This is a genomic window from Brevibacterium metallidurans (assembly GCF_037101285.1).
Taxonomy (GTDB): domain Bacteria; phylum Actinomycetota; class Actinomycetes; order Actinomycetales; family Brevibacteriaceae; genus Brevibacterium; species Brevibacterium metallidurans.
Map to the genome: position 1 here is coordinate 15,934 of NZ_BAAAAF010000007.1, position 24,617 is coordinate 40,550.

The window sequence follows — 24,617 nt, forward strand, 5'->3', positions numbered from 1 at the left end:
GCTCAGTATGAGCAAGTATGTTCCATAACTGCTCAGTAACGCAAAGAAAATTCTCAGAGATCTCACCGATTGGGCCTTGATTGATACCCCTAGGGGGTATAGATTGGCGACATGGACACGGAACGCAGCGACAAGACGACCATGGGCGTCGATGCAGGCGACGGCTCGCACGGCGACCATTCGGAGCACATGAACCACTCGATGCACGGGGATCACTCGATGCATGGCGATCACTCGAGCCACGGGGGCCACGACGGCCATGACGGCCATGACGGTCACGGCGGCCATGCCGCGATCTTCGGTCGCCTCTTCTTCATCAACCTCCTCATCTCAATCCCCGTCGTCGCCTTCAGCCCGATGTTCGGCCACCTCGTCGGCTATATGGTTCCCGACTCCGGGCAGTGGGGGTGGCTGCGGTGGATCGCCCCGATCCTCGGCACGGTCATGTACGTCTGGGGCGGCAAACCGTTCCTCACGGGAGGGCTGAGCGAGATCAGGTCACGCAAGCCCGGCATGATGCTCCTCATCGCGCTCGCGATCACCGTCGCCTTCCTTGCCTCGTGGGGATCGTCGCTGGGTCTCCTCGACCCTGAACTCGACTTCTGGTGGGAGCTCGCCCTCCTCATCGTCATCATGCTCGCCGGGCACTGGCTCGAGATGCGCTCGCTCGCGCAGACCACCTCGGCGCTCGACAGCCTCGCAGCGCTCCTGCCCGACGAGGCCGTCAAGGTCGTCGACGGGCAGACGGTCACCGTCTCACCCGCAGATCTCGTCGTCGGCGACATCGTCGTCGTCCGTCCCGGTTCCGCCGTCCCTGCCGACGGACGGATCATCGACGGCTCCGCGGAGATGGACGAGTCGATGATCACCGGCGAATCGCGACCCGTGCGCCGCGAGGTCGGAGACACCGTCGTCGCCGGCACCGTCGCCACGGACTCCGGACTGCGCATCGAGATCACCGCCACTGGCGACGACACCGCACTCGCCGGCATCCGCAAGCTCGTCGCCGAGGCCCAGAACTCCTCGTCCCGTGCCCAGCGGCTGGCCGACCGAGCGGCCGCGTGGCTGTTCTGGTTCGCCCTCGGCTCCGCCGTCATCACCGCGATCGTCTGGACGCTCGTCGGCATGCCCGACGACGCCGTGGTGCGCACGATCACCGTCCTCGTCATCGCCTGCCCCCATGCACTGGGACTCGCGATCCCGCTCGTCGTCTCGATCGCCACCGAACGCGCCGCCCGGGCCGGGGTCCTCATCAAGGACCGCCTCGCGCTCGAGACGATGCGCACGGTCGACGCCGTTCTCTTCGACAAGACCGGCACCCTGACGAAGGGCGAGCCGACCGTCACCGCCGTCGAGACCACCGGCGACCGTGACGAGGACGAGGTGCTCGCGCTTGCAGCGGCTGCCGAGACCGACAGCGAGCACCCCCTCGCCCGCGCCATCGTCCGGGCCGCCGAGGACCGGGGGCTTCGCGTGCCGAACGCCCAGGACTTCTCCGCGTCACCGGCCGTAGGCGTGCGCGCCGAGGTCGACGGGTCCGTCGTCGAAGTCGGCGGGCCGCATCTGCTCACCGAACGCGGAGCTGCCGAAGCTGCTGTCGCCGAGGTCTGGCGGGCCGAGGGGGCGATCATCCTCCACGTCCTCGTCGACGGGTCCGTCGTCGGCGCCCTGCGCCTGGCCGACGAGATCCGCTCGGAGTCGAAGCAGGCGGTCGAAGCCCTCCACGCGCAGGGCATCGAGGTCGTCATGATCACCGGGGACGCCGAGGCGGTCGCCCGGTCTGTGGCCGAACAGCTCGGCATCGACCGCGTCTTCGCCGGCGTGCGTCCCGCGGACAAAGCCGCGAAGGTCTCCGAGCTTCAGGCCGAGGGCAAGACGGTCGCGATGGTCGGCGACGGCGTCAACGACGCCCCCGCGCTCGCTCAGGCCGATGTCGGCATCGCGATCGGCGCCGGCACCGATGTGGCGATCGGCTCGGCGGGCGTCATCCTCGCCTCCGACGACCCGCGGTCGGTGCTCTCCGTCCTCGAACTCTCCCGCGCCAGCTACCGGAAGATGAAGCAGAACCTGTGGTGGGCGGCCGGCTACAACCTCATCGCCGTGCCCTTGGCCGCCGGCATCCTCGCTCCCATCGGCTTCGTCCTGCCGATGAGCGTCGGCGCGATCCTCATGTCGGCGTCGACGGTGGTCGTTGCGCTCAATGCGCAGCTGCTGCGCCGCCTCGATCTGCGGCCCGAGGCGGTCGTCGCCGCCGCCGAACGCTGAGCGCTGGATGCCGAGGCGGGAAGGACCGGAGTGCGCCTCAGCGCTCGAGGGTCTCCTCGATCGAGCTGGCCCCGACGACGACCGTGACCTGTGTGCCCCACGGATCGTTGAGGCGCACGGTGCGGCCGTCGTCGGCGAAGGTCAGCGACCGGGAGGTCAGGCGGGCGATGAGAGCATCGAGGTCCTCGCGCCCGGGCACGGTGATCGCGAGGTCACCGAGTCCGAGGCTCGCCGCCCGCGGTCCCGCGCCGAGGCTGTTCCACGTATTCATCGCCACGTGGTGGTGGTAGCCGCCGGCGGAGGCGAAGATCGCCCCGCGCATCGCCGTGTGCGTCGTCTCGAAGCCGAGAGCGCCGACGTAGAAATCCCGGGCCCGGTCGAGGTCGCCGACCTGGAGGTGGACATGGCCGACGATGCCGGGCAGCTGTGCGGTGTGATCGAGGGCGCCTGACTCGAGATGCCGGGTGAGGAAGGCGTCGGGGTCGAAGGCGATCGAATCCATTGCGATCTCGCCGTCAGGGGTGCGGCCCCATTGTGACCGGGCACGGTCGACGTAGAGTTCGATGCCGTTGCCTTCGGGATCGGAGAAGTAGAAGGCCTGGCTGACGAGGTGATCCTGGGAGGCTAAGAAGCGGCTGTTCGTGTTCGCCGCGGCGTGGGCGACGGTGGCGGCCAGGGACTCCTCGGTCTCGAAGAGGAACGCGGTGTGGAAGAGACCGGCCTGCCGGCGAGAGCCCGCGGGCAGGTCAAGGGTGGAGACGAACTTGACCATCGGCGTGCCGGCGCGGCCGAGGACCCGGTGGACCTCGCGCCCGCGGGCGGCCTCCTCGAGCGGTTCGAGGGCGAGAGCATCGGCGTAGTAGCCGGTCATGAGTTCGAGGTCACCGACGCGCAGCGTCACGGCATCCATGCCGGCCTGCGCGCTGATCGCGGTTTCGGAGACGGGGGTGGTCATGGGCGGTCCTCAGGTCATGGGTGCGACCGGGGAGACGGTGCACGAGCAGTCGTTGAAACTTCAATTGTACGCTTCGCCGCGGCACGCGATTCAGGGGAGCCTGCGCATGCTTGCCCGCTCGGGCCTGTCAGCCCATGATGTGAAGATGAGTGCGCAGCAGTCCCATCCCCATGAACCCCATGATCGCGGCACCGGTCAGAAGCTCAACTGGCTGCGAGCCGGTGTGCTCGGCGCCAACGACGGCATCGTCTCGACCGCCGGCGTCGTCATCGGCGTGGCCGCGGCGACCCCGAACAACATCGCCGCCATCGCCACGGCCGGCATCGCGGCCCTCGTCGCCGGTGCCTTCTCGATGGCCGGCGGCGAGTACGTGTCGGTGAGCACGCAGCGCGACACGGAGAGGGCCCTCATCGCCAAGGAGAAGTGGGAACTCGATGAGATGCCCGACGCCGAGCTCGCGGAGCTCGCCGGCTTCTACCGTGACAAAGGGCTGTCCGCCGAACTCGCAGAGCAGGTCGCGAAGGAGCTGACGAAGCGCGATGCGCTCGGCGCCCACGCCGAGGTCGAACTCGGCATCGACCCCAGAGAGTTCACGAGCCCGTGGGCGGCGGCCCTCTCATCATTCGTCTCCTTCACCGCCGGCGCCCTCATTCCGCTCGCCCTCATCCTCCTGCCCGTCGGTCCCCACCGGGTGTGGGTGGCGGCCGCGGCCGTCGTCGTCGGGCTCTTCCTCACCGGGTGGATCAGCGCCACCCTCGGCAAATCGCCGAGGCGGCCCGCGATCATCCGCAACGTCGTCATGGGCACCCTGACGATGATCGCGACCTATCTCATCGGCCTGATGTTCGGTGTCGCGACGGGGTAGCGGCATTCCGGCAAGTCATCCAATGTATTGAATGAAATCTCCGGGTCGTTGCGGAAAAACTCCCGAACTGTGCTTGTCATTGACGGCTGAGGCATCTAGTCTGAAGAACAGACATAGGATGTCTTAGGTTTTCAATGAGGAGTAACCGTCAGATGTCAACGCCGCTGCTCGACATCCGGGGCGCCGGGAAGTCATTCCCCGGAGTGCGCGCCCTCACCGACGTCGACCTCGACCTGTATCCCGGCGAAGTCCTCGGTCTCGTCGGGGAGAACGGGGCGGGGAAGTCGACGCTGATGAAGCTGCTCTCGGGTGTCTACACGCCCGACACCGGTGAGTTCCGCATCGACGGCAGACCCGTGCGCATCGGGTCGACAACGGAGGCCGAACGGCTCGGCATCGCGATCATCCACCAGGAGTTCAACCTCGTCGACGATCTCACCGTCGCCCAGAACATCTACCTCGGCCGGGAGCCGCGGGTGGGTCCGTTCATCAACGAACGCCGTCTCAACGCCGATGCCGCCGCCCTGCTCGACCGCCTCGGACTCGCGCTCGATCCCAAGGCCGTCGTCGGGCGCCTCACGGTCGCCGCCCGGCAGATGGTCGAGATCGCGAAAGCGCTCAACCAGGACGCCCGCATCCTCATCATGGACGAACCGACGGCGGCTCTCAACGACGAGGAGGTCGAGATCCTCCACGGCCTCATCCGCCGTTTCGTCACTCCCGCCACCGGCGTCATCTACATCTCCCATCGCATGCCCGAGCTCAAGGCGATCACCCAGCGCATTACCGTCATCCGCGACGGTGAGAAGATCGGCACCGTGCCGACCGCGACGACTGAGATGCCCGAGGTCATCCGGATGATGGTCGGACGCGAACTCGACGCCGTCAGCGAGGCCCCGGCGTACCAGGGCTCCGCCGAGGTGGTCCTCGAAGTCCGGAACCTCACGACGAAGTCGACGCTCAAAGGCATCGGCTTCGGCCTGCGCCGCGGGGAGATCCTCGGCCTCGCCGGTCTCATGGGCGCAGGACGCACCGAGACGGCGCGGGCGATCATCGGCACCGACCCGCTCACCTCGGGCGAGATCCTCCTCGGGGGACGGCGGGTGAGGATCCCCAACCCTGCGGCCGCAGCCAAGCTGGGAATCTGCTACCTCTCCGAAGACCGCAAACAGCTCGGTGTCCTCACCGGCCAGTCCGTGCGCGACAACATCGCCCTGCCGAGCCTGCGCAGGCTCAGCCGCTTCGGCTTCACCGACGAAGGCCGAATCGACGCCGCCGCCCGGGACTCCGTGTCGACCCTGAGGATCAGGACGCCGTCGATCACCCAGATCCTCGAGAAGCTCTCCGGAGGCAACCAGCAGAAGGTGGCGATCGCCAAGTGGCTCGTCAAGGACTGCGACATCTTCATCTTCGACGAACCCACCCGCGGCATCGACGTCGGGGCGAAGGCGGAGATCTACGCGCTGCTGCGGCGGCTGAGCCGCGAGGGCAAGTCGATCATCGTCATCTCCTCCGAACTGCCCGAAGTCCTCCTGCTCTCGCACCGCATCGCCGTCCTCTCCGAGGGCCGGCTCACCGGCATCCTCGACGCCGCCGAGGCAACACAGGACTCGATCATGGAGCTCGCCACCCGATACACCGAATCGATGGGAATCGTCGCCTGAATGAATGCCGAACTCGCCTCCGCCGCCCCGCCGCAGTCGACCGGACCGATGACGACTCAGCGTCCTGCGGGCACGCGCAGCCGCTGGCGCAATTCGCTCCAGCAGCTGCTCGCCGTCGCCAGCCTCGTCATCATCGTCATCGTCTTCGCGATCATCAACCCCGACTCGTTCCTCACCCTGACGAACCTCTCGACGATCCTCACCACGGTGACGACGGTGGGTCTGCTCGCCCTCGGCGTCACCTTCATCATCATCACCGGCGGCATCGACCTCTCCGTGGGCACGGGCATGATCCTCTGCGGTGTCATGGCCGGGGTGTTCATCACGAACATGGGCCTGCCGCTGCCTCTCGGCATCGCCCTGACGATCGGGTTCGGGGGTCTCATCGGGCTGATCAACGGGTTCAACGTCGCCGTCCTCGGGCTGCCGTCGTTCATCGCCACCCTGGGCATGATGATGGTCACCCAGGGACTCTCACTCGTCATCAGCGGCACCAAGCCGATCTACTTCACCGACACCCCGGACTTCGGGGCGATCATGAATGCCTCGCTTCTGCCGGGGATGCGCCTGCCGCTGGGCACGGTGCTCTTCCTCGTCCTCATCGTCGTCTCCGTCGTCATCCTCCAGCGCACGCTCATCGGCCGGACCGCGTTCGCGATCGGCTCGAACGAGAAGGCGACCCGCCTGTCAGGGGTCAACGTCCGCGCGTGGCTGATCTCCGTCTACGTCCTCTGCGGACTCTTCGTCGGCCTCGCCGGCGTGCTCTCGGCCTCACGCCTGAGTTCGGCCCAGCCCACCGGTGGTGCCGGCATCGAACTCCAAGCGATCGCCGCGGTCATCATCGGCGGCACGTCCCTGGCCGGGGGCCGCGGCTCCATGATCGGCACGGTCATCGGCGCCCTCATCATGGCCGTGCTCGACAACGGCCTGCGCATGGCCGGCGTCGCCCAGGAATGGCAGCAGGTCGCCATCGGCGTCGTCGTCCTCCTCGCCGTCTACCTCGACATCGTGCGGAAGAAGAACTCGTCGACCGGCGCCACCGGATAGACCGGCACCCCCAATTCCAACTGGCTCAACGACCACAGCCTCAACCGATTCGAAGGAGAACACCATGAGGTCCACCAAGCTGCTCACCACGCTCGCGGCGGTCTCCGCCGCCGCCCTCATCGCCACCGGCTGCGGCTCCGGCGGGTCCGGGGGCGGGGGAGACGGACAGAAGACGATCGCCATCATCTCCAAGGGCTACCAGCATCAGTTCTGGCAGACCGTGAAGAAGGGCGCCGAGGCGAAGGCGAAGGAACTCGGGGTCACCGTCACCTTCGAAGGTCCCGACAGTGAGACCGACGTCGAACAGCAGGTCACCCAGCTCCAGGGGGCCTTGGACAAGCAGCCCGACGCGGTCGCCATCGCAGCCCTCGACAGCAAGGCCGTCATCCCGCTGCTCCAGCAGGCGCAGTCGAGTGACATCCCCGTCATCGCCTTCGACTCCGGTGTCGACAGCGACATCCCGCTGACCACGGTGGCCACCGACAACAAGGCGGCAGCGGCCGAGGATGCCAAGAAGCTCGCCGAGGCGCTCGGCGGCAAGGGCAAGGTCGGCATCGTCACGCATTCGGAGACCGCGCAGACCGGTGTCGACCGTCGCGACGGCTTCGTCGACTACCTCAAGGCCAATGAGCCCGGCATCGAGATCGTCGCCGAGCAGAACGCCGACGGGGACCAGGCGAAGTCCGCGGACGCGACGAAGGCGATGCTCCAGGCGAACAAGGACCTCGCCGGTCTCTACGGCACGAACGAAGGCGCCGCGATCGGCGTCGTCCAGGGCGTCAAGGAGTTGGGGAACACCGATGTCACCGTCGTCGGCTTCGACTCCGGCAAAGCGCAGACCGATGCGATCCGGGACGGGTCGATGCTCGGCGCGGTCACCCAGAGTCCGCTCGACATCGGCGGGAAGACCGTTCAGGCCGCGGTCGACGCGATCGACGGCAAGGAGCTGGAGAAGCAGATCCCGACGAGCTTCTACTGGTACGACAAGTCCAACATCGACGACCCGAAGATCGCCGAGCTCCTCTACGAGTGAGGCGCTGGGCCGGACAGCACCGGTTGTGTATTAGGTTGGGGCCATGGCACTGACGGACGACGCGCTCGACAAGATCAAGGACCTCATCGTCTCCGGCGAACTCAAGCCCGGAGACCGGCTTCCGCCGGAGGGTGAACTCGCCGAGCGTCTCGGCCTCTCGCGCAACTCCCTGCGCGAGGCCGTCAAGGCCCTCGACTTCATCAACGTCCTCGACGTTCGGCGCGGCTCGGGCACGTATGTCACCTCGCTGTCGGCGGTCGACCTCACCGAGGCGGTGTCCTTCCTCGTCGACGTCCACGCCTCCGGGTCGCTGCGTGAGATCCTCGAGGTGCGGCGGATCTTCGAAGCCGAGACCGCCTATCGGGCGGCCGAACGCATCGACGAGGACGGGCTCGCGCAGTTGCGGCAGACGATCAGCGACACCGACCCGGAGTCGGTCGAATCACTCGTCGCCCATGACTTCGAGTTCCATTCGACGATCGCCGGCTACGCCGGCAACGACTACCTCGCCGCGATGCTCGAGGCGGTGTCGGTGAAGACGACGCGGGCACGGACGTGGCGCGGGATGACCGAAGTGGGTGCGGTCGAGCGCACCCTCGACGAGCATCGGCGCATCATCGACGCCCTCGCCGCCGGGGACGCGCGTCTCGCGCAGTCGATCATGGTCCTCCACGTCTCCGGCGTCCAACGCTGGGTCGACCACGTCGACGTCGCCACCGACGACGACCTCGGCGGGGGCGACCCAACCGACGACCTCGGCGGGAGCGACCCCGCCGAGGCAGGCGACGAGGTCTAGCGCCCCCGCCTCGGCGAGCGGCTCACTGAGGACGCAGCCGCAGACCCTGCATTCCGCCGTCGACGGCCACGGCCGTGCCCGTCGTCGAACCCTGCAGCGGACTGGCGAGGAAGACGATCGTGCGGGCCACCTCGGCGGGTTCGACGAGCCGACCATGCGGCTGCCGTGCATTGAGCTGGCGCAGCTCCTCCTCGGGATCCTCCGCCTTGGCCATGAGCCCCTTCATCACCCACGGGGTGTTCGCGGTGCCCGGGCACACGGCGTTGACGCGGATGCCCTCGCGGACGTGGTCGGCGGCCATGGCCAGGGTCATCGAGTAGATCGCGCCCTTCGTCGCCGAGTAGAGGACCCGGTCGGGCAGTCCTGCAGTGGCCGCCACCGAGGAGGTGTTGACGACGGCGGCGTGCTCGGAACGGCGCAGATGGGGCAGGGCGGCAGCGGTGACCCGGGCGACGGAGACGACGTTGACGTTGAGCACGCGGTCCCATTCGTCGTCGTCGTTGGCATCGACCTGGCCCTGGGCGCCGATGCCGGCGTTGTTGATGACGATGTCGATGCCGCCGTACTCCTGCGCGGCCGCCTCGACGGCCGCATCGACGGAGGCCCGATCGGAGACGTCGCAGCGCAGACCGAGCGCCTGCTCGGGTGCGTCGGTCGGGTTGAGGTCGAGGACGGCGACGTTCGCGCCTCCTTCGAGGAGGAGCTCGGCGACGGCGCGGCCGATGCCCGAGGCTCCTCCCGTGACGATGGCGGTGAGGCCGGAGAACTCTGCATTCATGATGTCGGCTTTCGTGTCGAAGGGATTGGTGGATCGGGCCTGGTCAGCTGAGCAGGAGGTCGGCGCCGGTGCCGGCCGGGGCGTCGACGCGGAAGTAGGTCTGGCGCTGCCGGCCGAGGCCGGTGATCTCGACTTCGGAGACGTCGCCGGGCTGCAGGTAGGGGAACAGACCGGAAAGGGCCACGCCCTGCGGGGTGCCGGTGGAGATGATGTCCCCGGGTTCGAGCTGCATGTACTGGCTCAGCCGCCAGACGAGGTCGTCGACGGGGAAGATCATGTCCGCGGTCGTCGAATCCTGCCGGGGGTCGCCGTTGACCCAGCTGCGCAGTCGCAGATCGCGGGGGTCGATGGCATCGGCCGTGACGAGATAGGGCCCCAGCGGCATCGAATCCTTGACGACCTTGCCCTTCGACCACTGTCCGCCAGAATGCGTCGTCTGGTAGTCGCGTTCGGAGAGGTCGTTGGCGACGAGATAGCCGCCGATGACCGCACGGGCGGCCTCGGGACTCTCCAGGTAGGCCGCCTGAGCGCCGATGACGACGCCGAGTTCGACCTCCCAGTCGAAGGTCGCCGCACGCGGCGGGATGCCGATGTCGTCGAAGGGGCCGGTGATCGTGTTCGGCGTCTTGAGGAAGATGATCGGCTGGGTCGGGGCGGGGGAACCGGATTCCGCGGCGTGGGCAGCGTAGTTCTGTCCGATGCAGATCACCGAGGCGGGTCGGGCGATGGGTGCCCCGATCCGCTGACCTGCGATGTCGATCTCCGGCAGGGTGCCGGCCTTCAGCGCCGTGGTGATCCGGGCAGGGCCGTCGGCCCAGAAGCTCGGGTCGATGTCGTCGACGACGGCGGAGAGGTCGAAGTGGGAGTCTCCGACCTCGAGGATGGGGGTCTCGGCGTCGCGGGCACCGATTCGCATGAGTCTCAAGGGCATCTCCTCGTCAGTATCGGGGTTGTCGGGTGCTGGTGGTGAACCTGCACTGGTGGTTGTCGGGCTGGTCAGGCGGTCAGGGTCTGCGGGTCGACGGCGATGAGTCCCTGCCCCACGGCCGCGGTCCAGAAGGACTCCGGCACGGGCTGCCTGAGGAGTTCGACGTCGCGCCTGACCTGGTCGGCGGTGCGCATCCCCAAGGTGACGTTCGTGATCGCCGGGTCGCGGAGACTGAACTGGAGGGCGGCCGCCGGCAGGGTCGTTCCGTTCGCGTCGGCCAGTGCGGCGAGTCTCTCGGCCTTCTCGAGGACGGCGGGCGGGGCGTCGTCGTAGTTGTACTTCGCCTGCGACCTGGGGTCGGGATTGGCCAGGATCCCGGAGTTGAACACTCCGACGTTGACGACGCCGACACCGCGGGCGGCGCATTCGGGGATGAGTTCCTCGCGTCCGCCCTGTTCGAGCAGCGTGTAGCGGCCGGCCTGCATGACGACGTCGATGTCGGTCTCCCGCACGAAGCGGGTGAGCATCTCCGCCTGGTTCATGCCCGCACCCCACGCGCCGATCACCCCTTCGTCGCGGAGCCGGTTGAGTTCGGGCACGGCCCCCTCGAGGGCCTCCGTCCAGTGGTCGTCGGGGTCGTGGATGTAGACGATGTCGAGCCGGTCCACGCCGAGGCGCTCGAGAGATTCCTCGATCGACCGTCGCACCCCGGCGGGGGAGTAGTCGCGCACGCGCATACGGTCCCCGGGCACGGCGAAGCCCTCGTCGTCCCATTCCTGCGGATCCTCGGCCGGTCGGATGAGCCTGCCGACCTTCGTCGAGAGGAGGAACTCGTCGCGGGGCTTGTCCCGGAGCACCCCGCCGAGGCGGCGCTCACTGAGACCGAGACCGTAGTGGGGTGCGGTGTCGAAGTACCGGATTCCCAGCGTCCACGCCTCCTCGACGGCCGCGTGCGCGGTGTCGTCGTCGATCTGCCGGTAGAGGTTGCCGATCGGGGCGCCTCCGAATCCGAGAGTGCGCATGTCGTGCAGGCGCTTTACGACGGGGTTCTTCAGGGGCATCCGTTCCTCCTCGTGGGATAGAAGTTCGCAGCGGTTCCGCCCATGACGGCCGCGGTGTCGGAGTCGTCGAGGACGGTCCGCACGGCGGTGTCGACCGCGTCGGCCCACGCCTTCGCGGTGAGTCCGTGCCCGGTGGTCGAGACGGGGTGGTCGGAGCCGTACATCGTGCGTCCGGGACCGAACGCGGAGACGACGTCGCCGATGTAGTCGGCGGCGAGCTCATAGGCACGGTGAGCGCTGACCGGGCCGGGGATCTGGCCGGGGAGGCCGGAGAACTTCACGTGCAGGCCGGGGTGTGCGGCGAGCGCGGTCATCGCCTCCACCCAGTCCGAGCGGGAGAAGCTCGGATCGTCGGGCAGGGGTTTGCCGAGGTGGTCGAGGACGAGACCGTCGGCGGTGCCGCGAACGTCGACGAGGGCGCTGACGAACCCGTCGAGTACGTCAAGCTGTGCGGCCCGCACGCAGAGATCGACGGTCAGACCTGCGTCCAGTGCGGCGAGAGCGCCGGCGAGCAGCGCGTCGGCCGTGGACGAGGAACCGACGGCGAGGTCGCCCGCCTCCCGGCCTTCGAAGTTGTCCCGCACCCCGACGACGAGGGGGCGGGCGCGGAGACGGTCGAGCGCCTCGGCGAGGTGGGGGTCGGTGAAGTCAACAGCGGCGACGATGCCGCGGATGAGCGGGGACGCCTCCGCGAGACCGCTCAGCCATTCCACCTCGGCGAGGGCCTGATCCGGGACGGTCCCGGCCTCGATGACGATCGCGCCGGTGGCGGTCGTCGCTTGCTGCTCCGGCAGGCTGACAGACGGCAGGGACGGCAGACGCTGCATCCATGGATAGTCGAAGCGGTTGCGGTCCCACAGGTGCAGGTGGGCGTCGATGATGCCGGTCATGGCACGACGACTCCGACGGTGATGAGGAGGTTCGCGTACTGGCGTTGGTCTCCGGTGGCGATGACGAGGCCGACATCGCGGGTGCGGGCGATGTCGTAGAACGCGAAGCGCTCGTGCCCGGTGAAGGGGACGTCGGGCAGCGTCTCGGCGTAGCCGGTCACGGCGGAGGCGGTGCCGGCCTCGGCGGTGAGCATGAACTCGCAGGACTCGATCGGGACGGTCTCGGCCAGGGGCGTGAGGATCTGGTCGACGGTGAGGAGGCCGGGGGTGACGTTGAGGGCGATGCGGGTGGTGCCGGCGGGCACCCCGGTGAGGTGGGGGTAGTTGCCGTCGGCGAGGAGGATCTTCGTGCCGTGGCCGCACCGGGCGAGGGCCGCGAGGAGTTCGGGATGGGTGATCGGGGTGGTGAGCATGGGCTCTCCTCTGTCCGGGGGCGGGGTCAGTTCTTCTCGGTCGCCGAGGCAGGCGCCGGTGACCGTGATCCCGTCGTCCTCCAGTATGCTTCGATCTCCTCGAGCGACCGTCCGGACGTCTCGGGGATGCGGGTGAGGACGAACCACAGGGCCGCCGCGGAGAGCAGGGCGAAGAGGAGGAAGACGAGGGGGCCGATGGCGTCGAGGGCGACGGGGAAGGCCCATGCGAATGTGGCGTTGAAGAGGTACTGGACGAAGGTGACGACGCCGGTGCCGATCGCGCGTACGGACAGGGGCAGGACTTCGGGGACGAGGAGCCAGAAGACCGGTCCCATGCCGATGCCGAAGGCGAAGGTGTAGGCGAAGACGGCGGCGATGCTGATCCATCCGGCGTCGGGCAGCAGCCAGAGGACGAGCATCGTCACGGTCTGGCCGGCCATCGAGAGCGCGAGCAGGCGGACTCGGCCGAGGCGGTCGATGATGGGCAGGGCGATGGCCGTGGAGATGACGAGCGCGAGGCCCACCCCGTAGTTCGCGTAGCTGCCGGCGCGATCGCCCATGCCCGACTGGGCGAAGATGATCGGCGCGTAGTAGACGACGGCGTTGATGCCGGTGAAGACCTGGAAGAACGTGAGGATGAGGAGGACGATCATCGGGCGGCGGGCCGAGGTCGTCAGTCCGCGCAGACCGTGGTCCTGCTGGGCGAGGCTCGACTTGATGTCGTCGAATTCGAGGCGGGCGATCTCCGTGGTTCCGCGCAGGGAGTCAAGCACTCTCAGGGCGTCGTCGTCGCGGCCGCGGGTGATCAGCCAGCGCGGGCTGGCGGGGGAGAGGAGCATGCCGACGAAGAACACGGCGGCTGGGATCGCGCCGATGCCGAGGATCCACTGCCACAGGCCCGAGGCCTGGAAGGCGTCGCCGACGATGTAGGCGGCGAGGATGCCGAAGTTGACGGCGAGCTGGTAGAGGCCGGTGAGCAGACCGCGGATGCGGGTGGGGGAGAGCTCCGAGAGGTAGATGAGGCCGAACATGTTCGCGATTCCGACGCCGAGGCCGAGGAAGAAGCGGGCGATGCCGAGGACCTCGGGAGTGGGGGCGAAGGCGCACGCGAGCGAGCCGATGAAGAAGATGACGGCGGCGACGATGAGGAGGTGGCGGCGGTCGAATCGGCGGGCGGCGAGTGTGGCCCCGATGATCGAGGGCAGTGCGCCCCACAGGAGGAGGGAGGTGATGAGCCCCTGCTGGGAGGCGTTGAGGCCCATCTGCTCGGTGAGCAGCGGGAGGGCACCGGAGATCGCGCCGGAGTCGTAGCCGTAGAGGAGGCCGGAGAATCCGGCGAGGACGGCGATGAGGATGATCTTGCGCGGGATGGGTTCGGTGTCGTGGTTGCGGCCCTGTGGGGTGTCGGTGGCGGTTCGGTTGGTCACGTCGTCGATCCTGATTCTGACGAGGGTGGTTGGAATGATCATGACTCTTGTGTGGACGCTTCGCAGAAGCGTCCGGCGCACCGGTGCCGGCGCCGCTGGTCGGCGGCACCGGTAGGGGGTGTGGTCAGGCGGTGGCGGCGACGGTCTCCCGCGCTCGCCATTCGGGTCCGTCGGGGAACGCGAAGTCGGTGAGCGTCCCACGGTGGATCTCGGCACCGGCGCCGGGTGCCGTGGGCGGCCAGTAACGGCCGTCGTGGACGTCGACAGGGGTGACGAAGTGCTCGTGGAGGTGGTCGACGAACTCGATGCAGCGTTCGTCCATCGTCGCCGAGACCGCGACGAAGTCGAACATCGACAGGTGCTGGACGAGTTCGCACAATCCCACTCCGCCGGCGTGCGGGCACACGGGCACGCCGGCATGGGCGGCGAGGAGGAGGTTGGCGATGTTCTCGTTGACTCCGGCCACACGCGTGGCGTCGATCTGCATGACGCGTAGGGCGTCGGCTTGGAGCATCTGCTTGAAGACGATGCGGTTCTGGCAGTGTTCGCCGGTGGCGACGGGGATCGGGTCGATACCCCGCTGGATGGCCGCGTGGGCGAGGATGTCGTCGGGTGAGGTGGGTTCCTCGACCCAGCGGAGGTCGAACCGGGCGAGGTCGCCGATCCAGTCGATCGCCTCGGCGGAGTCCCAGTGCTGGTTGGCGTCGATGGCGATGGGGAAGCCGGGTCCGCAGATCTCGCGGGCGATGCTAAGGCGGCGGATGTCGTCGTCGCGGTCGGCTCCGACCTTGAGCTTGATCTGGTCGAAGCCCTCGTCGATGGCCTCTCGGCACAGGCGGGCGAGCTTCTCGTCGGAGTAGCCGAGCCAGCCGGGTGTGGTCGTATACGCCATGTAGCCGGACTCGCGCAGCTGTGCGATGCGTTCGGCCCTGCCCGGTGCGGCGCGTTCGAGGATCGCCAGGGCGTCCTCGCGGGTCATGAAGTCGCTGAGGTAGCGGAAGTCGATGAGGTCGAGGATCTCGGCGCGGCTGAGGGCGGAGAGCAGCTCCCACAGGGGCAGCCCGGCGCGTTTGGCTTTGAGGTCCCACATCGCGTTGACGATCGCGCCGATCGCCATGTGGCTCACTCCCTTCTCGGGGCCGAGCCAGCGCAGCTGGGAGTCGTGGACGAGTTCGCGCCAGAAGCCGCCCATGTCGTCGAGGATCGCTTCGACGTTTCGGCCGATGAGGGTCGTGGCGATGACGCGCACGGCTTCGGTCTCGATGTCGTTGCCGCGGCCGATCGTGAAGACGAACCCGTGGCCTTCGAGGTCGTCGTCGGCGTCGGTGCCGATGATGAGGTAGGCCGCGGAGTAGTCCGGGTCGGGGTTCATCGCGTCGGAGCCGTCGAGGCTCGCCGAGGTGGGGAATCGCAGGTCGACGACGTCGATCTCGGAAATCTCAGACATTGCGCCCTTTCACACAACTGCAGTGTTGTGATCGGATGTCTGAACGGTTCATCCGCGGACAGATCGTCCAGAAACTCGGTCACGTTCGTTGACTCGAGTTTAAACATAGGATGTTTCGGTGGTCAAGGGGTCGTGCGGGAGATCGTTCGACGGAGTAGAGGCGGAAGCCGTCCACGGGAATGGCCGCCAATTCGGTCCGAATGCGTCGGTGTGATCGGATGTCTGAGCATCCCGCCGAGGTGATCCCTGCGACCAGTGCGAGGGGCAGGTCCCGCGGGCCATGTCACCGTTCGACGACGACTCCGTCGGCGTCGGCGAAGACCATCGCACCCGGTCGGATCGTCGCACCGCCGAACTCGACGACGACGTCGCGTTCACCCTCGCCGGTCTTGCCGCTCTTGCGCGGGTTGCTCGCCAGTGCCTTGACTCCGAGGTCGAGGGTCGCAAGCACCTCCCGGTCGCGGACGGCGCCGTTGATGACCACGCCGACCCAGCCGTTGCCCAGGGCGAGTTCGGCGATCATGTCGCCCATGAGCGCCGTGGCGATCGAACCGCCGCCGTCGATGACGAGGACGCAGCCGTCGCCCGGTTCCGAGAGCACGGACCTGACCAAGGCGTTGTCCTCGAAGCAGCGAACCGTTCGGGCCGGACCCGAGAACGCGACCTTGTCGCCGAAATCGGTGAAGTTCAGGGCGATCGAGTAGAGCTCGGGGCCGCGTTCGTCCCAGAGGTCGGCGGTCGAGACGGTCATGGTTCCTCCCGGATTCGGTCGGCAGCAGGGGCGGCAGGCAACGCCGCTGATCTGCACGCTAGCACGGGCACAGTTGTCTCACTCGGACTCGTCGACGGCCTCGGAGAATTGGCTCTGATCGGGTGAGCTTCGGTAGAATTGCCGGGTGCCTTCTTCAGTCTCGACGCTCCGGCAGTCCGTGCGCGACGCCGTGTTCCCGAAGTCGAAGCTGGTGACCACTCTGTCGAACGGCACGAACGGGTGGATGAGTTCCTGGGGAACGAACGCCCATGGTGAGATCGCCGGCTGCCCGCCGCCACGCAGCTGACCGCGCAGATCCACACTTGCGTGGATCGACGCCTCAGCGTCCTCATCTCACCTCTGCGAAAGCGACTCCACCGATGTCTTCGGCCACCCCTGACACTCCTGTCTCCCCTCGTCCTCTCCGCGATCGGATCGCCGCCGTGCTCAAGCACGACGCCGTCGGCGGAATCCTCCTGCTGGCAGCGACCGCCGCTGCTCTCATCCTCGCGAACTCTCCGTGGGCCGACTGGTATGAGAGCCTCCGCTCGTTTCGGTTCGGCCCCGAGGAGCTCAAACTCAACCTGTCCGTGAACAGCTGGGCCTCGGACGGTCTGCTCGCGATCTTCTTCTTCGTCGTCGGACTCGAACTCAAAGAGGAGTTCGTCGCCGGCAAGCTGCGTGACCCGAAGACCGCAGCCGTTCCGGTGGCCGCGGCGATCGGCGGAGTCGCCGTGCCCTCGCTGCTCTACGTGCTCGTCAACCTCGATTCCGGCGGCGGCGCGCTGAACGGCTGGGCGATTCCCGCCGCCACCGACATCGCCTTCGCGGTCGCGATCATCGCCATGGTCGGGAAGTTCCTGCCGGCGTCCCTGCGGACCTTCCTCCTCACCCTCGCCGTCGTCGATGACCTGCTCGCGATCGCGATCATCGCGATCTTCTACACCGACGATCTCGCGTGGCTGCCGCTGGCGCTCGCGCTTCTGCCGCTGCTGGCTTTCGCTTTCGCGGTCCAGCGCGGCATCCACACGTGGTGGATCCTCCTGCCGCTGGCGTTCGCGACGTGGACGCTCGTCCACGCCTCCGGCATCCACGCGACGATCGCCGGAGTCCTCCTCGGCTTCACCGTGCCGGTTGCGGCCAAACACCTCGGCGGAACGAAGACAGCCGACGATCAGCGCGGTTTCCACGGTCACGACGGCATCCACGGCACCGAGGGGCACGGTCCTGCCGCCCAGTTCGCCGACCGCTGGAGCATCCCGTCTGCGGTGATCGCGGTGCCGATCTTCGCGTTCTTCGCCGCCGGAGTCGATGTCCGGGGACTGTCCGGGCTTGCGGAGTCGCTGAGCAGCCCGATCGCGATCGGAATCATGCTCGGCCTCGTCGTCGGCAAACCGCTGGGCATCACGCTGCTGACCTTCCTCATCACCCGGGTCCGGGGCTTCTCCCTCGACCGGACGATGCAGTGGGTCGACCTCATCGGCGTCGCATGCCTGGCCGGAGTCGGCTTCACCGTCTCCCTGCTCATCGGCGAACTCAGCTTCGGTGAGGGCGATGACCGGTCGCAGGTCGTCAAGGTGGGCGTGCTCTGCGGTTCGCTGCTCGCCGCCCTCATCGGCGCCGTGTGGCTGGCCGTGCGCAACCGCCACTACCGCGGTCTCGCTCAGCGCCAGGAACGCGGCATTCACCACGGGTGAGGGGCCCGTTCGCCGGTGAATTCCGATCATCCCGCGGACTGCCGGTATCCAGATCCAGTCTGACCGGGCAAAATGGAGTCACCACACTCATCCGTCACCGATGGAGGCAGCAGACATGTCCGAGACGACCCAACCCGCAGACGAACCCACCGAGACCACCGGCCCTTCGGCCGAAGAGCTCGATGCGCAGGCTGCGGAACGCGAGCACCAGGATGAGCTCGTCGAGGAATGGGGCGACGAATCGTTCCCCGCAAGCGATCCTCCTGAGAACTACTGATCGACCCCTGAGTCGCCGAGGCGGTCGTCGGTCCACCCATTCCAGCGGGTCGGGTCGGTCGCCTCGGCGGCGTCGTTTGGGTACGTGGATGGCAACGCCTTAATCCGGACTGCCGTGGTTGCTCTCAGAGCCGAGCGGTCAAGTGCCGTCTGACCTCGACAACCGGGCGCGTTCGACGAGGACGGCGATGTGCACGCGGTTGTTCGTGTCGAGCTTGACGTTGATGCGGTTGAGGTGGGTCTTCACGGTCGCCTGACTCATGAACATCGCATCGGCGATCTCCTGGTTCGACAGACCCTGCGCGACGCGGATCGCGATCTGCAGCTCACGTTCGGTGAGCTCGGCGAGGAGTTCCTCGGCTTCGCGCTGCTGACGCTGATCCTGACTCGACGTGGTCTTGCTGATCAGACGCTTGAGCGAACGAGGGGAGAGGATCGGCTCGCCGGAGTGGACTCTGCCGATCGCCTCGGCGAGGTCGACCGGACCGATGTCTTTGAGGAGGAATCCAGCGGCTCCTGCCTGCAGTGCACGCAACAGGTAGTCATCGGTGTCGAAGCTGGTGAGGGCGACGACCTTCGGCGGCCGCACACTGTTGACGAGGCGTGCGATCGCTTCGATCCCGCCGATTCCCGGCATCCGGATGTCCATGAGCACGAGGTCGGGGAAGTGCAGGGCCACCTGGTCGAGGGCCTCCTCGCCGCTCGATGCCGAAGCCACCGTCTCGATGTTCGGGTGCGGAGCAAGGATTCCCTTGATGCCGGTGACGACCATCGGATCGTCGTCGACGACGATGACACGGATGGGAGCGGCGGTCTCGGTCATGGTCGATACCCTACCGGAGGGCACAGACTCGACCGGCTCCGACTCCGCGAGGGCGGAGACTGAACCCACGTCCTGCTCGGGGTCAGCCCTTGCGCGTGAACGGGGGCAGCGTCACCTCGACGACGAAGTCGCCGTCGCGCACCCCGATGGTCGCCTCGCCCTCGAGCATGGCAGCCCGTTCGCGGATGCCTTCGAGGCCGGAGCCCGACCCCGTGGCGGCGAGGTTCGCCGAGTCGAGCCTGCCGCGCACGGACGGCCTGTGCTGGGGGCGCGGCGGCAGGCCGTCGCCGGCGACGACCTCGGCGCGGGAACGCTGCGATGGTGCGGGATTGGCAACGACGATGTGGGCACCGCGGTCGGCGGAAACGGTGACACTGAGAGTGACCGGGGCTCCGGGGGCGTGCTTGATGACGTTGGTCAGGGACTCCTGCACGATGCGGTAGACCGCCCGGTCGAAGCTCGTCGATGCGCTCTCGACGTCCTGGATGATGATCGACGGGCGCACGATGGTGCCGGTCGCCTGCACGGAGGCGATGAGTTGGGGGATCGAGGCCATCGACGCGAGGCTCGGGGGAGTGGACTGTTCCTTCTGCGGTCCGCCCGCCAGGGTTCCCTCCCTGACTCCGCCGACGAGTTGGCGCAGATCCTCGAGCGAGGCGTGCGCTTCGTGACGCAGCGCCGAGGCGGCGGAGGCGACCTCGGCATCGCCCTTGCTCCCGACTTCGAGCGCCCCGCTGTGCAGGGAGATCACCGAGAGCCGATGGGAGAGCGTGTCGTGGAGCTCGCGTGCGAGGAGTTCGCGCTCGGACTGACGGGCGAGTTCGGCAGCGAGCGACTCACTGCGCTGTGCTTCGAGATCAGCGCGGGCTTCGACGGTCTTCATCCGCCGGGTGCGGCGCAGCAGGGCGCCGAAGCCGAGGCTGATGCCGAGAGAGAGGACTCCGACGATGATCGTGATGACGTTGACGGCGAGTGCCGTGTCCTCCGGGGGAGCCGGCAGCGTGCCGTTGCCGGGCTGCACACCCGGGGAGATGAAGAACATGCTGAACGGGTTGAGTGACGTCGGCGCCAGGCACAGACGCACGATCGACCCGAGGGTGACCACCGAACCGGCGACCGCGGCGATGATCGCGTGGCGGCGGGATCCACGGATGATGAGGTGGAACATGCCGATGAGCATGAGCAGGCAGTCGCCCCATCCGAGGGCGAGGACGGCGCCGGCGAGGAAGGGGACCCACGGCCAGCGCTGACGGACGAAGACAGTGGCCCAGATCGGCACGAGCAGGAAGATCATAAGCACGCCGAGGATGCTGACCACGCCGTCGGTGAACGCCCACCGATTGGAGACGAGACCCATGATCGAGGTGAGGAATCCAATGACCAGGAGCACGATGCCGACGAGGATGCTCGCCGTCACTGTCAGCCACCGGGGAGCCGAACGCCGCGGAGTGCAAGCGGCAGTCGCCGAGGGTGGGGCCGCCTCGGCGGGATGGGTCGACCGTTGCGGAAGGGGACCGGTCACGGCCGGAGGAGGCACCTGTCCGCGATTCTGCGGGACGGCGCCGTTCTGGGGTCGGAGGCCGTGAGGGGGTGCGGCTGCCCAGTTGACCGGCACAGCGGTGGTGCGCGGGGGCTGCGCGCTGGGCCCGGTGGGCTGCGGACCGCGCGGCAGCGGGTTCGGCCCGGGCGGCGGAAAAGGGTGACCTGACACAGATGAATCGTAACCAGCGGCACAGACACGCGTAGTCCACCCATCGGGTGGATCGGGTTCAACCGATCGGCTCGGGCATTCGATCCGATGGGCGGACGCGCAATCCTGAGAATTCGCCGAGGCTGAGGGAGTCAGAAAATCTTCGCCCCGCCGATCAAGGAGCACCATGTCGAACCCGCAGAACCCTCACCAGCCCGGACATCCCCAGAACCAGCCCGGACATCCCCAGAATCCCGGGCCCCAGCAGGCCCCAGGGCAGCCTCCCAACCACGGAGGTCAGCCGTTCCAGCCGCAGTACGCCTCTCCGTATCCGAACGCGCAGACCGGCTCTGCTCCGGGACCGACCGGGTCGGGCGCCCCGCAGTTCCAGCCGGCCGGCTACCAGGCTGCCGGGTCGGCCCCCGGCTATCCGGGTGGAGGGCAGATGCCGCCCGGCGGCCAAGGCATGCCGTACGGACAGAAGCCGCCGAAGCAGAAGAAGCCGCTGTACAAGCGCTGGTGGTTCTGGCTCATCATCGTCATCGTCGTCATCGGGCTGATCAACGCCATCGGCGGCGGTGGCGGTGACACCGAGGACACCGGGTCGACGAACTCCCAGGGCGGCGAAGCGGGAACCGCCGAGGAGAAGAAGCCCGAGGACAAGGCCGCGGAAGACAAGGACTCCGCGCAGAAGCCCGCGGAGGAGAAGAAGGAGGCTCCCGCCGAATACGGCATGGGCGATGCCGTCAACGCCGACGGGTGGGAGATCACCGTGAACAAAGTCGAGGACGGAGTCTCGACTGTGGGCAACGAGTACCTCAACACGAAGGCCCAAGGCCAGTTCGTCAAGGTCTCGCTGTCGGTGAAGAACACGAAGAACTCGCCGGAGCTCTTCTTCGAGGACAACATCAAGCTCGGCGACGACAAGGGCAACACCTACTCCTCGGATTCGGAAGCGGGCCTCTACGCCGATGAGGACTCGATCCTCTTCCTCGAGGAGATCAACCCCGGCAACACCGCCGAAGGCGTGCTCGTCTTCGACGTCCCGAAGGACGTCAGCCCCGACCGACTCACCTTCGAAGGCGGGATCTTCTCTGATCCCGTGGAGATCTCGCTGAAGTAGGAGGAGCGTCAGTTGCTTGCTCAATGTCCGGTGGGTCCTGGTCCGATTCTCGGACCCCCCCCCGCCGGTCACGCACCCAGTTCCGCAGCCCGGGCCGTGATCTCGCGAGCTGCCGCCAAGGTCTGGCCGAGGAAGCCGTGTCCGAAGAGCTTCACGTGAGCGAGAAGGGCGAAGAAGCTGTGCACTGGGAGGTCGCGACGCCACCCCGACGGCAGCGGATGCGCGGCCTCGTAACCGGCGCAGATGTCTGCGAGGAACGAGGTTCCGAACAGGGCGAGCAGAGCCAGATCCTCGAGCCGGTGACCACCGTGAGCCGCCGGGTCGATGAGCGTGCCGCCGTCCGGCGTCCACATGAGATTGCCCGACCACAGATCCCCATGGACCCGGGATGGGGGCTCGGGGTCGCCGCCGGCGATTCCGTCGAAGACACCCGTCGACACCGCTGTGATCGCCGAGGCGATCGCGGCGTTCTCATCGTCCGTGAGCTCGTCCGCGATGTCGGCTGCCACCGGCCGCAGGCGCTGATTCACCCAGAAATCGGAGAAGGATGCCACCGGCTCTGCCGTGACTGAGAAGGGCGATTCGAGTGGACCGAACCACGACGGTTCGGCCGGGGACCATCCGAATGCCGGGGCTCCGGCATCGTGGAGGCGCGCGAGTCGACGACCGAAGACGAAGGCCGCCTGCGCCTCCGGCACAGCCGACTCGAGTCGCTCGAGGAGCACGAAGTCCTCACCGTGGTCGAGCACCGCGACGACGGGAATGACGCCCGGCGCGGCCAGCCAGTCCAAGCCGGCCGCCTCGGCGGAGAAGAATCCTTCCGGAGCCGTCGAACGCTGCTTGAGGAACTCGCTCATCCCACCAGGCTAACGGCGAGGTCGGGGAAGCCGCATCGCTCCACGGCACAGCCGGATTGCTAGTCTGATGCCATGGTCTTCGGAGGCATCGATCTGGCGGCGGATCCTCGCCGCACCGGAGTCGCGCAGATCAGCAACGGCACGCCGACGGTCGTCGAGATGCTCGTCGTCGGTGCCGAAGACGCCGACATTGCGGCAATCATCATGGGTTCGGACATGAGCGGGATCGATGTTCCGTTGGGGTGGCCGGACGCGTTCGTCGCGCTGTTGGCCGATCACGCTGCGCACGCTCTCGCTCCTCCGCCATCGACCGGCTCCGATTGGCGCCGGACCATGGCAATGCGGACGACCGACGTCATCGTCCATCAGCGCACCGGACGTGTACCGCTGAGCGTGTCGACGGATCGGATCGCTTATCCGGCCCTCCGCTGGGCCGGTATCGAGGCACGCCTGCGTGCCGAGGGGATCGATGTCCCGCGAGACGGCTCGGGCAGGATCTGCGAAGTGTATCCGGCGGCGGCACTGAGCTGTTGGGGGCTGCCGAGCCGCGGATACAAACGCAGAGAGCAGAGTGGCCAGCGCGTTGAGATCATCGACCGGCTCTCATACCTGTTCCCGGATCTCGATTGGAACGGGCACCGGAACCTGTGCATCGACGACGACAATACCCTCGACGCGGTAGTTTCGGCGCTCATGGCTCGACTGGTGGCAGACCGTCAGGCAGACCCACCCCCGGAGGCGATGCGCGACGTCGTCTCCCGTGAGGGGTGGATCTGGCTTCCGCAGCAGAACAACGGCTGCTCGGACGAGCGCTGAGCGCCCTCAGCCCCTGTGCGGCTCGAGCTGCTCCTTCGCCGCAGCGACATGACCTTCATCGCCCGTCTCCAGCGCGTAGAGTCCCAGCTCGACTGCGGCCGTCGAGAACAGGTGGGCGCAGTGCTCGGCGAGCATCGACCAGACCCTCCCGCCGCGGTCGACGTACTGCCTCACGGTCGCGTCGAAGGTCTCCGGCGACACGCTGGCCTGGTGGAAGGCGAAGTCGCGGGCCGGATCACCCACCGAGGCGGTGGTCCAGTCGAGGAGTCCGAGGATCACCGGTCCGTCCATGAGCTGATGAGCCGGGTAGATCTCCCCATGGGTCACCGTCGTCCATGATGGCCAGTAACGGTCGTCGCCGAGCCACACGCTCCACCGGTCGAGCAGGTCGGGCGCCACGTCGAACTCTGCGGCGACGAGGCCGATCTCCTCCCGCTTGCGGGCCCTCACCTCGTCAGGGGACTCCATGGGAATGCCCGTATCGGCGACGATGGTCGGGTCGAGCCCATGGAGTTCGGCGAGCACATCGCCGAGCGACCGCGCATACACGGCTGACTCGACGTCGAAGTGCCACTCCGGCTGCCCGTCGTCATCGATCGTCAGACCAGGCGAACCCGGCAGGAGAGGATAGGCGACGAGCGCGTCGGTCTGGATCTGCCAGTCGGGCACGGAGACGCTGAGATGCGGGGCGATGCGCGAGAGCAGACGCCCTTCGACGACGGCGCGTTCGGTGACATCGGGGCGACGCGGAATGCGCATCACCCAGGACCGACCGTCTTCGGCGTCGGCGATCGCGACGCGGAAGTCGAGGCCGAGCTCGGTGACGACGATCGTCGTCGGATCGATATCGAGGCCGTGGGTGGCGGCCAGTTCGCTGATGGGGATGGTGTCGGTGGGGTGCATCCCACCACTGTCCCCGACCTGCACCGTGAAGTACAGCAGACAGGCGGGATGCCGCACCCCTGTGACGAACCTGTGACGAAATCGTGTCATCCGGCAAGACGCATTCTCAAAT

24 protein-coding genes are annotated in these 24,617 nt (G+C 67.6%); 11 read left to right on the forward strand and 13 right to left on the reverse strand.

The window, feature by feature from the left end; translation table 11 throughout:
- Positions 1–111: 111 nt before the first annotated feature.
- A complete protein-coding gene (locus AACX88_RS10255) occupies positions 112–2,265 on the forward strand; it encodes a heavy metal translocating P-type ATPase (RefSeq protein ID WP_422614431.1) in 2,154 nt (717 codons plus the stop codon).
- 37 nt (positions 2,266–2,302) lie between these two features.
- On the opposite strand, the gene AACX88_RS10260 is transcribed toward AACX88_RS10255, so the two are convergent.
- Positions 2,303–3,220 carry a VOC family protein gene (locus tag AACX88_RS10260; protein ID WP_339392913.1) on the reverse strand — a complete coding sequence of 306 codons (918 nt, stop codon included), beginning with the start codon at positions 3,218–3,220 and terminating at the stop codon, positions 2,303–2,305.
- A 145-nt stretch (positions 3,221–3,365) separates the two neighbouring features.
- Between AACX88_RS10260 and AACX88_RS10265 the strand changes: the two genes are divergently transcribed.
- From AACX88_RS10265 to AACX88_RS10285, 5 genes are all read left to right on the forward strand, one after another.
- The gene (locus AACX88_RS10265) at positions 3,366–4,085 is read left to right on the forward strand and encodes a VIT1/CCC1 transporter family protein (protein WP_339392914.1); all 720 of its coding nucleotides are present in this window, start codon (positions 3,366–3,368) and stop codon (positions 4,083–4,085) included.
- Positions 4,086–4,237: 152 nt separating this feature from the next.
- Complete coding sequence (locus tag AACX88_RS10270; protein ID WP_339392915.1) at positions 4,238–5,749, forward strand: sugar ABC transporter ATP-binding protein; 1,512 nt, start codon at positions 4,238–4,240, stop codon at positions 5,747–5,749.
- Positions 5,750–6,796 (forward strand): ABC transporter permease, encoded by a 1,047-nt coding sequence (locus AACX88_RS10275; protein ID WP_339392916.1) that lies wholly within the window; start codon positions 5,750–5,752, stop codon positions 6,794–6,796.
- A gap of 64 nt (positions 6,797–6,860) precedes the next feature.
- A complete protein-coding gene (locus AACX88_RS10280) occupies positions 6,861–7,829 on the forward strand; it encodes an ABC transporter substrate-binding protein (RefSeq protein ID WP_339392917.1) in 969 nt (322 codons plus the stop codon).
- A gap of 43 nt (positions 7,830–7,872) precedes the next feature.
- Positions 7,873–8,625: a FadR/GntR family transcriptional regulator gene (locus AACX88_RS10285; RefSeq protein WP_339392918.1), complete on the forward strand. Its 753-nt coding sequence runs from the start codon at positions 7,873–7,875 to the stop codon at positions 8,623–8,625.
- Between the two features lie 22 nt (positions 8,626–8,647).
- On the opposite strand, the gene AACX88_RS10290 is transcribed toward AACX88_RS10285, so the two are convergent.
- From AACX88_RS10290 to rraA, 8 genes are all read right to left on the reverse strand, one after another.
- Positions 8,648–9,403 (reverse strand): SDR family NAD(P)-dependent oxidoreductase, encoded by a 756-nt coding sequence (locus AACX88_RS10290; protein ID WP_339392919.1) that lies wholly within the window; start codon positions 9,401–9,403, stop codon positions 8,648–8,650.
- A gap of 43 nt (positions 9,404–9,446) precedes the next feature.
- Positions 9,447–10,328: a fumarylacetoacetate hydrolase family protein gene (locus AACX88_RS10295; RefSeq protein ID WP_339392920.1), complete on the reverse strand. Its 882-nt coding sequence runs from the start codon at positions 10,326–10,328 to the stop codon at positions 9,447–9,449.
- 71 nt (positions 10,329–10,399) lie between these two features.
- Positions 10,400–11,392: an aldo/keto reductase gene (locus AACX88_RS10300; RefSeq protein ID WP_339392921.1), complete on the reverse strand. Its 993-nt coding sequence runs from the start codon at positions 11,390–11,392 to the stop codon at positions 10,400–10,402.
- Entirely contained in the window at positions 11,383–12,282 is a 900-nt protein-coding gene (locus tag AACX88_RS10305; protein ID WP_339392922.1) for an amidohydrolase family protein, read from the reverse strand. Before AACX88_RS10305 ends, AACX88_RS10300 begins: the two co-directional genes overlap by 10 nt.
- Positions 12,279–12,695: an RbsD/FucU family protein gene (locus tag AACX88_RS10310; protein ID WP_339392923.1), complete on the reverse strand. Its 417-nt coding sequence runs from the start codon at positions 12,693–12,695 to the stop codon at positions 12,279–12,281. The genes AACX88_RS10305 and AACX88_RS10310 overlap by 4 nt, the downstream gene beginning before the upstream one ends.
- Positions 12,696–12,721: 26 nt before the next feature.
- On the reverse strand, positions 12,722–14,122 hold the full coding sequence (locus tag AACX88_RS10315) for a sugar porter family MFS transporter (protein WP_339392924.1): 1,401 nt from the start codon (positions 14,120–14,122) through the stop codon (positions 12,722–12,724).
- Positions 14,123–14,246: 124 nt separating this feature from the next.
- The gene (locus tag AACX88_RS10320) at positions 14,247–15,569 is read right to left on the reverse strand and encodes an enolase C-terminal domain-like protein (protein WP_339392925.1); all 1,323 of its coding nucleotides are present in this window, start codon (positions 15,567–15,569) and stop codon (positions 14,247–14,249) included.
- A 283-nt stretch (positions 15,570–15,852) separates the two neighbouring features.
- On the reverse strand, positions 15,853–16,320 hold the full coding sequence (rraA, locus tag AACX88_RS10325; protein ID WP_339392926.1) for a ribonuclease E activity regulator RraA: 468 nt from the start codon (positions 16,318–16,320) through the stop codon (positions 15,853–15,855).
- Between the two features lie 145 nt (positions 16,321–16,465).
- On the opposite strand from rraA, the gene AACX88_RS10330 reads away from it, so the two are divergent.
- From AACX88_RS10330 to AACX88_RS10340, 3 genes are all read left to right on the forward strand, one after another.
- Positions 16,466–16,627 carry a hypothetical protein gene (locus AACX88_RS10330; RefSeq protein ID WP_339392927.1) on the forward strand — a complete coding sequence of 54 codons (162 nt, stop codon included), beginning with the start codon at positions 16,466–16,468 and terminating at the stop codon, positions 16,625–16,627.
- A 136-nt stretch (positions 16,628–16,763) separates the two neighbouring features.
- Positions 16,764–18,017, forward strand: a complete 1,254-nt coding sequence (gene nhaA / locus AACX88_RS10335; protein ID WP_339392928.1) for a Na+/H+ antiporter NhaA — start codon at positions 16,764–16,766, stop codon at positions 18,015–18,017.
- Between the two features lie 115 nt (positions 18,018–18,132).
- A complete protein-coding gene (locus AACX88_RS10340; RefSeq protein ID WP_339392929.1) occupies positions 18,133–18,294 on the forward strand; it encodes a hypothetical protein in 162 nt (53 codons plus the stop codon).
- A gap of 138 nt (positions 18,295–18,432) precedes the next feature.
- Here AACX88_RS10340 and AACX88_RS10345 read toward each other — a convergent pair whose 3' ends face one another.
- Together AACX88_RS10345 and AACX88_RS10350 are read right to left on the reverse strand one after the other, a co-directional pair.
- Positions 18,433–19,116: a response regulator transcription factor gene (locus AACX88_RS10345; protein WP_339392930.1), complete on the reverse strand. Its 684-nt coding sequence runs from the start codon at positions 19,114–19,116 to the stop codon at positions 18,433–18,435.
- An 82-nt stretch (positions 19,117–19,198) separates the two neighbouring features.
- Positions 19,199–20,533: a sensor histidine kinase gene (locus AACX88_RS10350; RefSeq protein ID WP_339392931.1), complete on the reverse strand. Its 1,335-nt coding sequence runs from the start codon at positions 20,531–20,533 to the stop codon at positions 19,199–19,201.
- 460 nt (positions 20,534–20,993) lie between these two features.
- On the opposite strand from AACX88_RS10350, the gene AACX88_RS10355 reads away from it, so the two are divergent.
- Positions 20,994–21,929, forward strand: coding sequence for a DUF4352 domain-containing protein (locus AACX88_RS10355; protein ID WP_339392932.1), 936 nt, complete (start codon positions 20,994–20,996; stop codon positions 21,927–21,929).
- A 68-nt stretch (positions 21,930–21,997) separates the two neighbouring features.
- Here AACX88_RS10355 and AACX88_RS10360 read toward each other — a convergent pair whose 3' ends face one another.
- On the reverse strand, positions 21,998–22,786 hold the full coding sequence (locus AACX88_RS10360) for a fructosamine kinase family protein (protein ID WP_339392933.1): 789 nt from the start codon (positions 22,784–22,786) through the stop codon (positions 21,998–22,000).
- Positions 22,787–22,858: 72 nt separating this feature from the next.
- Here AACX88_RS10360 and AACX88_RS10365 point away from each other — a divergent pair, with 72 nt between their 5' ends.
- Complete coding sequence (locus tag AACX88_RS10365) at positions 22,859–23,602, forward strand: DUF429 domain-containing protein (protein WP_339392934.1); 744 nt, start codon at positions 22,859–22,861, stop codon at positions 23,600–23,602.
- A 6-nt stretch (positions 23,603–23,608) separates the two neighbouring features.
- Here AACX88_RS10365 and AACX88_RS10370 read toward each other — a convergent pair whose 3' ends face one another.
- Positions 23,609–24,505: a macrolide 2'-phosphotransferase gene (locus tag AACX88_RS10370; RefSeq protein ID WP_339392935.1), complete on the reverse strand. Its 897-nt coding sequence runs from the start codon at positions 24,503–24,505 to the stop codon at positions 23,609–23,611.
- Positions 24,506–24,617: the final 112 nt, after the last annotated feature.

Coding starts and splice junctions, on each gene's coding strand:
- AACX88_RS10300 (WP_339392921.1), bottom strand. CDS start 11,392: ATGCCCCTGAAGAACCCCGTCGTAAAGCGCCTGCACGACATGCGCACT.
- rraA (WP_339392926.1), bottom strand. CDS start 16,320: ATGACCGTCTCGACCGCCGACCTCTGGGACGAACGCGGCCCCGAGCTC.
- AACX88_RS10280 (WP_339392917.1), top strand. CDS start 6,861: ATGAGGTCCACCAAGCTGCTCACCACGCTCGCGGCGGTCTCCGCCGCC.
- AACX88_RS10370 (WP_339392935.1), bottom strand. CDS start 24,505: ATGCACCCCACCGACACCATCCCCATCAGCGAACTGGCCGCCACCCAC.
- AACX88_RS10255 (WP_422614431.1), top strand. CDS start 112: ATGGACACGGAACGCAGCGACAAGACGACCATGGGCGTCGATGCAGGC.
- AACX88_RS10355 (WP_339392932.1), top strand. CDS start 20,994: ATGTCGAACCCGCAGAACCCTCACCAGCCCGGACATCCCCAGAACCAG.
- AACX88_RS10290 (WP_339392919.1), bottom strand. CDS start 9,403: ATGAATGCAGAGTTCTCCGGCCTCACCGCCATCGTCACGGGAGGAGCC.
- AACX88_RS10345 (WP_339392930.1), bottom strand. CDS start 19,116: ATGACCGAGACCGCCGCTCCCATCCGTGTCATCGTCGTCGACGACGAT.
- AACX88_RS10285 (WP_339392918.1), top strand. CDS start 7,873: ATGGCACTGACGGACGACGCGCTCGACAAGATCAAGGACCTCATCGTC.
- AACX88_RS10320 (WP_339392925.1), bottom strand. CDS start 15,569: ATGTCTGAGATTTCCGAGATCGACGTCGTCGACCTGCGATTCCCCACC.
- AACX88_RS10365 (WP_339392934.1), top strand. CDS start 22,859: ATGGTCTTCGGAGGCATCGATCTGGCGGCGGATCCTCGCCGCACCGGA.
- AACX88_RS10360 (WP_339392933.1), bottom strand. CDS start 22,786: ATGAGCGAGTTCCTCAAGCAGCGTTCGACGGCTCCGGAAGGATTCTTC.
- AACX88_RS10340 (WP_339392929.1), top strand. CDS start 18,133: ATGTCCGAGACGACCCAACCCGCAGACGAACCCACCGAGACCACCGGC.
- AACX88_RS10270 (WP_339392915.1), top strand. CDS start 4,238: ATGTCAACGCCGCTGCTCGACATCCGGGGCGCCGGGAAGTCATTCCCC.
- AACX88_RS10305 (WP_339392922.1), bottom strand. CDS start 12,282: ATGACCGGCATCATCGACGCCCACCTGCACCTGTGGGACCGCAACCGC.
- AACX88_RS10275 (WP_339392916.1), top strand. CDS start 5,750: ATGAATGCCGAACTCGCCTCCGCCGCCCCGCCGCAGTCGACCGGACCG.
- AACX88_RS10310 (WP_339392923.1), bottom strand. CDS start 12,695: ATGCTCACCACCCCGATCACCCATCCCGAACTCCTCGCGGCCCTCGCC.
- AACX88_RS10260 (WP_339392913.1), bottom strand. CDS start 3,220: ATGACCACCCCCGTCTCCGAAACCGCGATCAGCGCGCAGGCCGGCATG.
- AACX88_RS10265 (WP_339392914.1), top strand. CDS start 3,366: ATGAGTGCGCAGCAGTCCCATCCCCATGAACCCCATGATCGCGGCACC.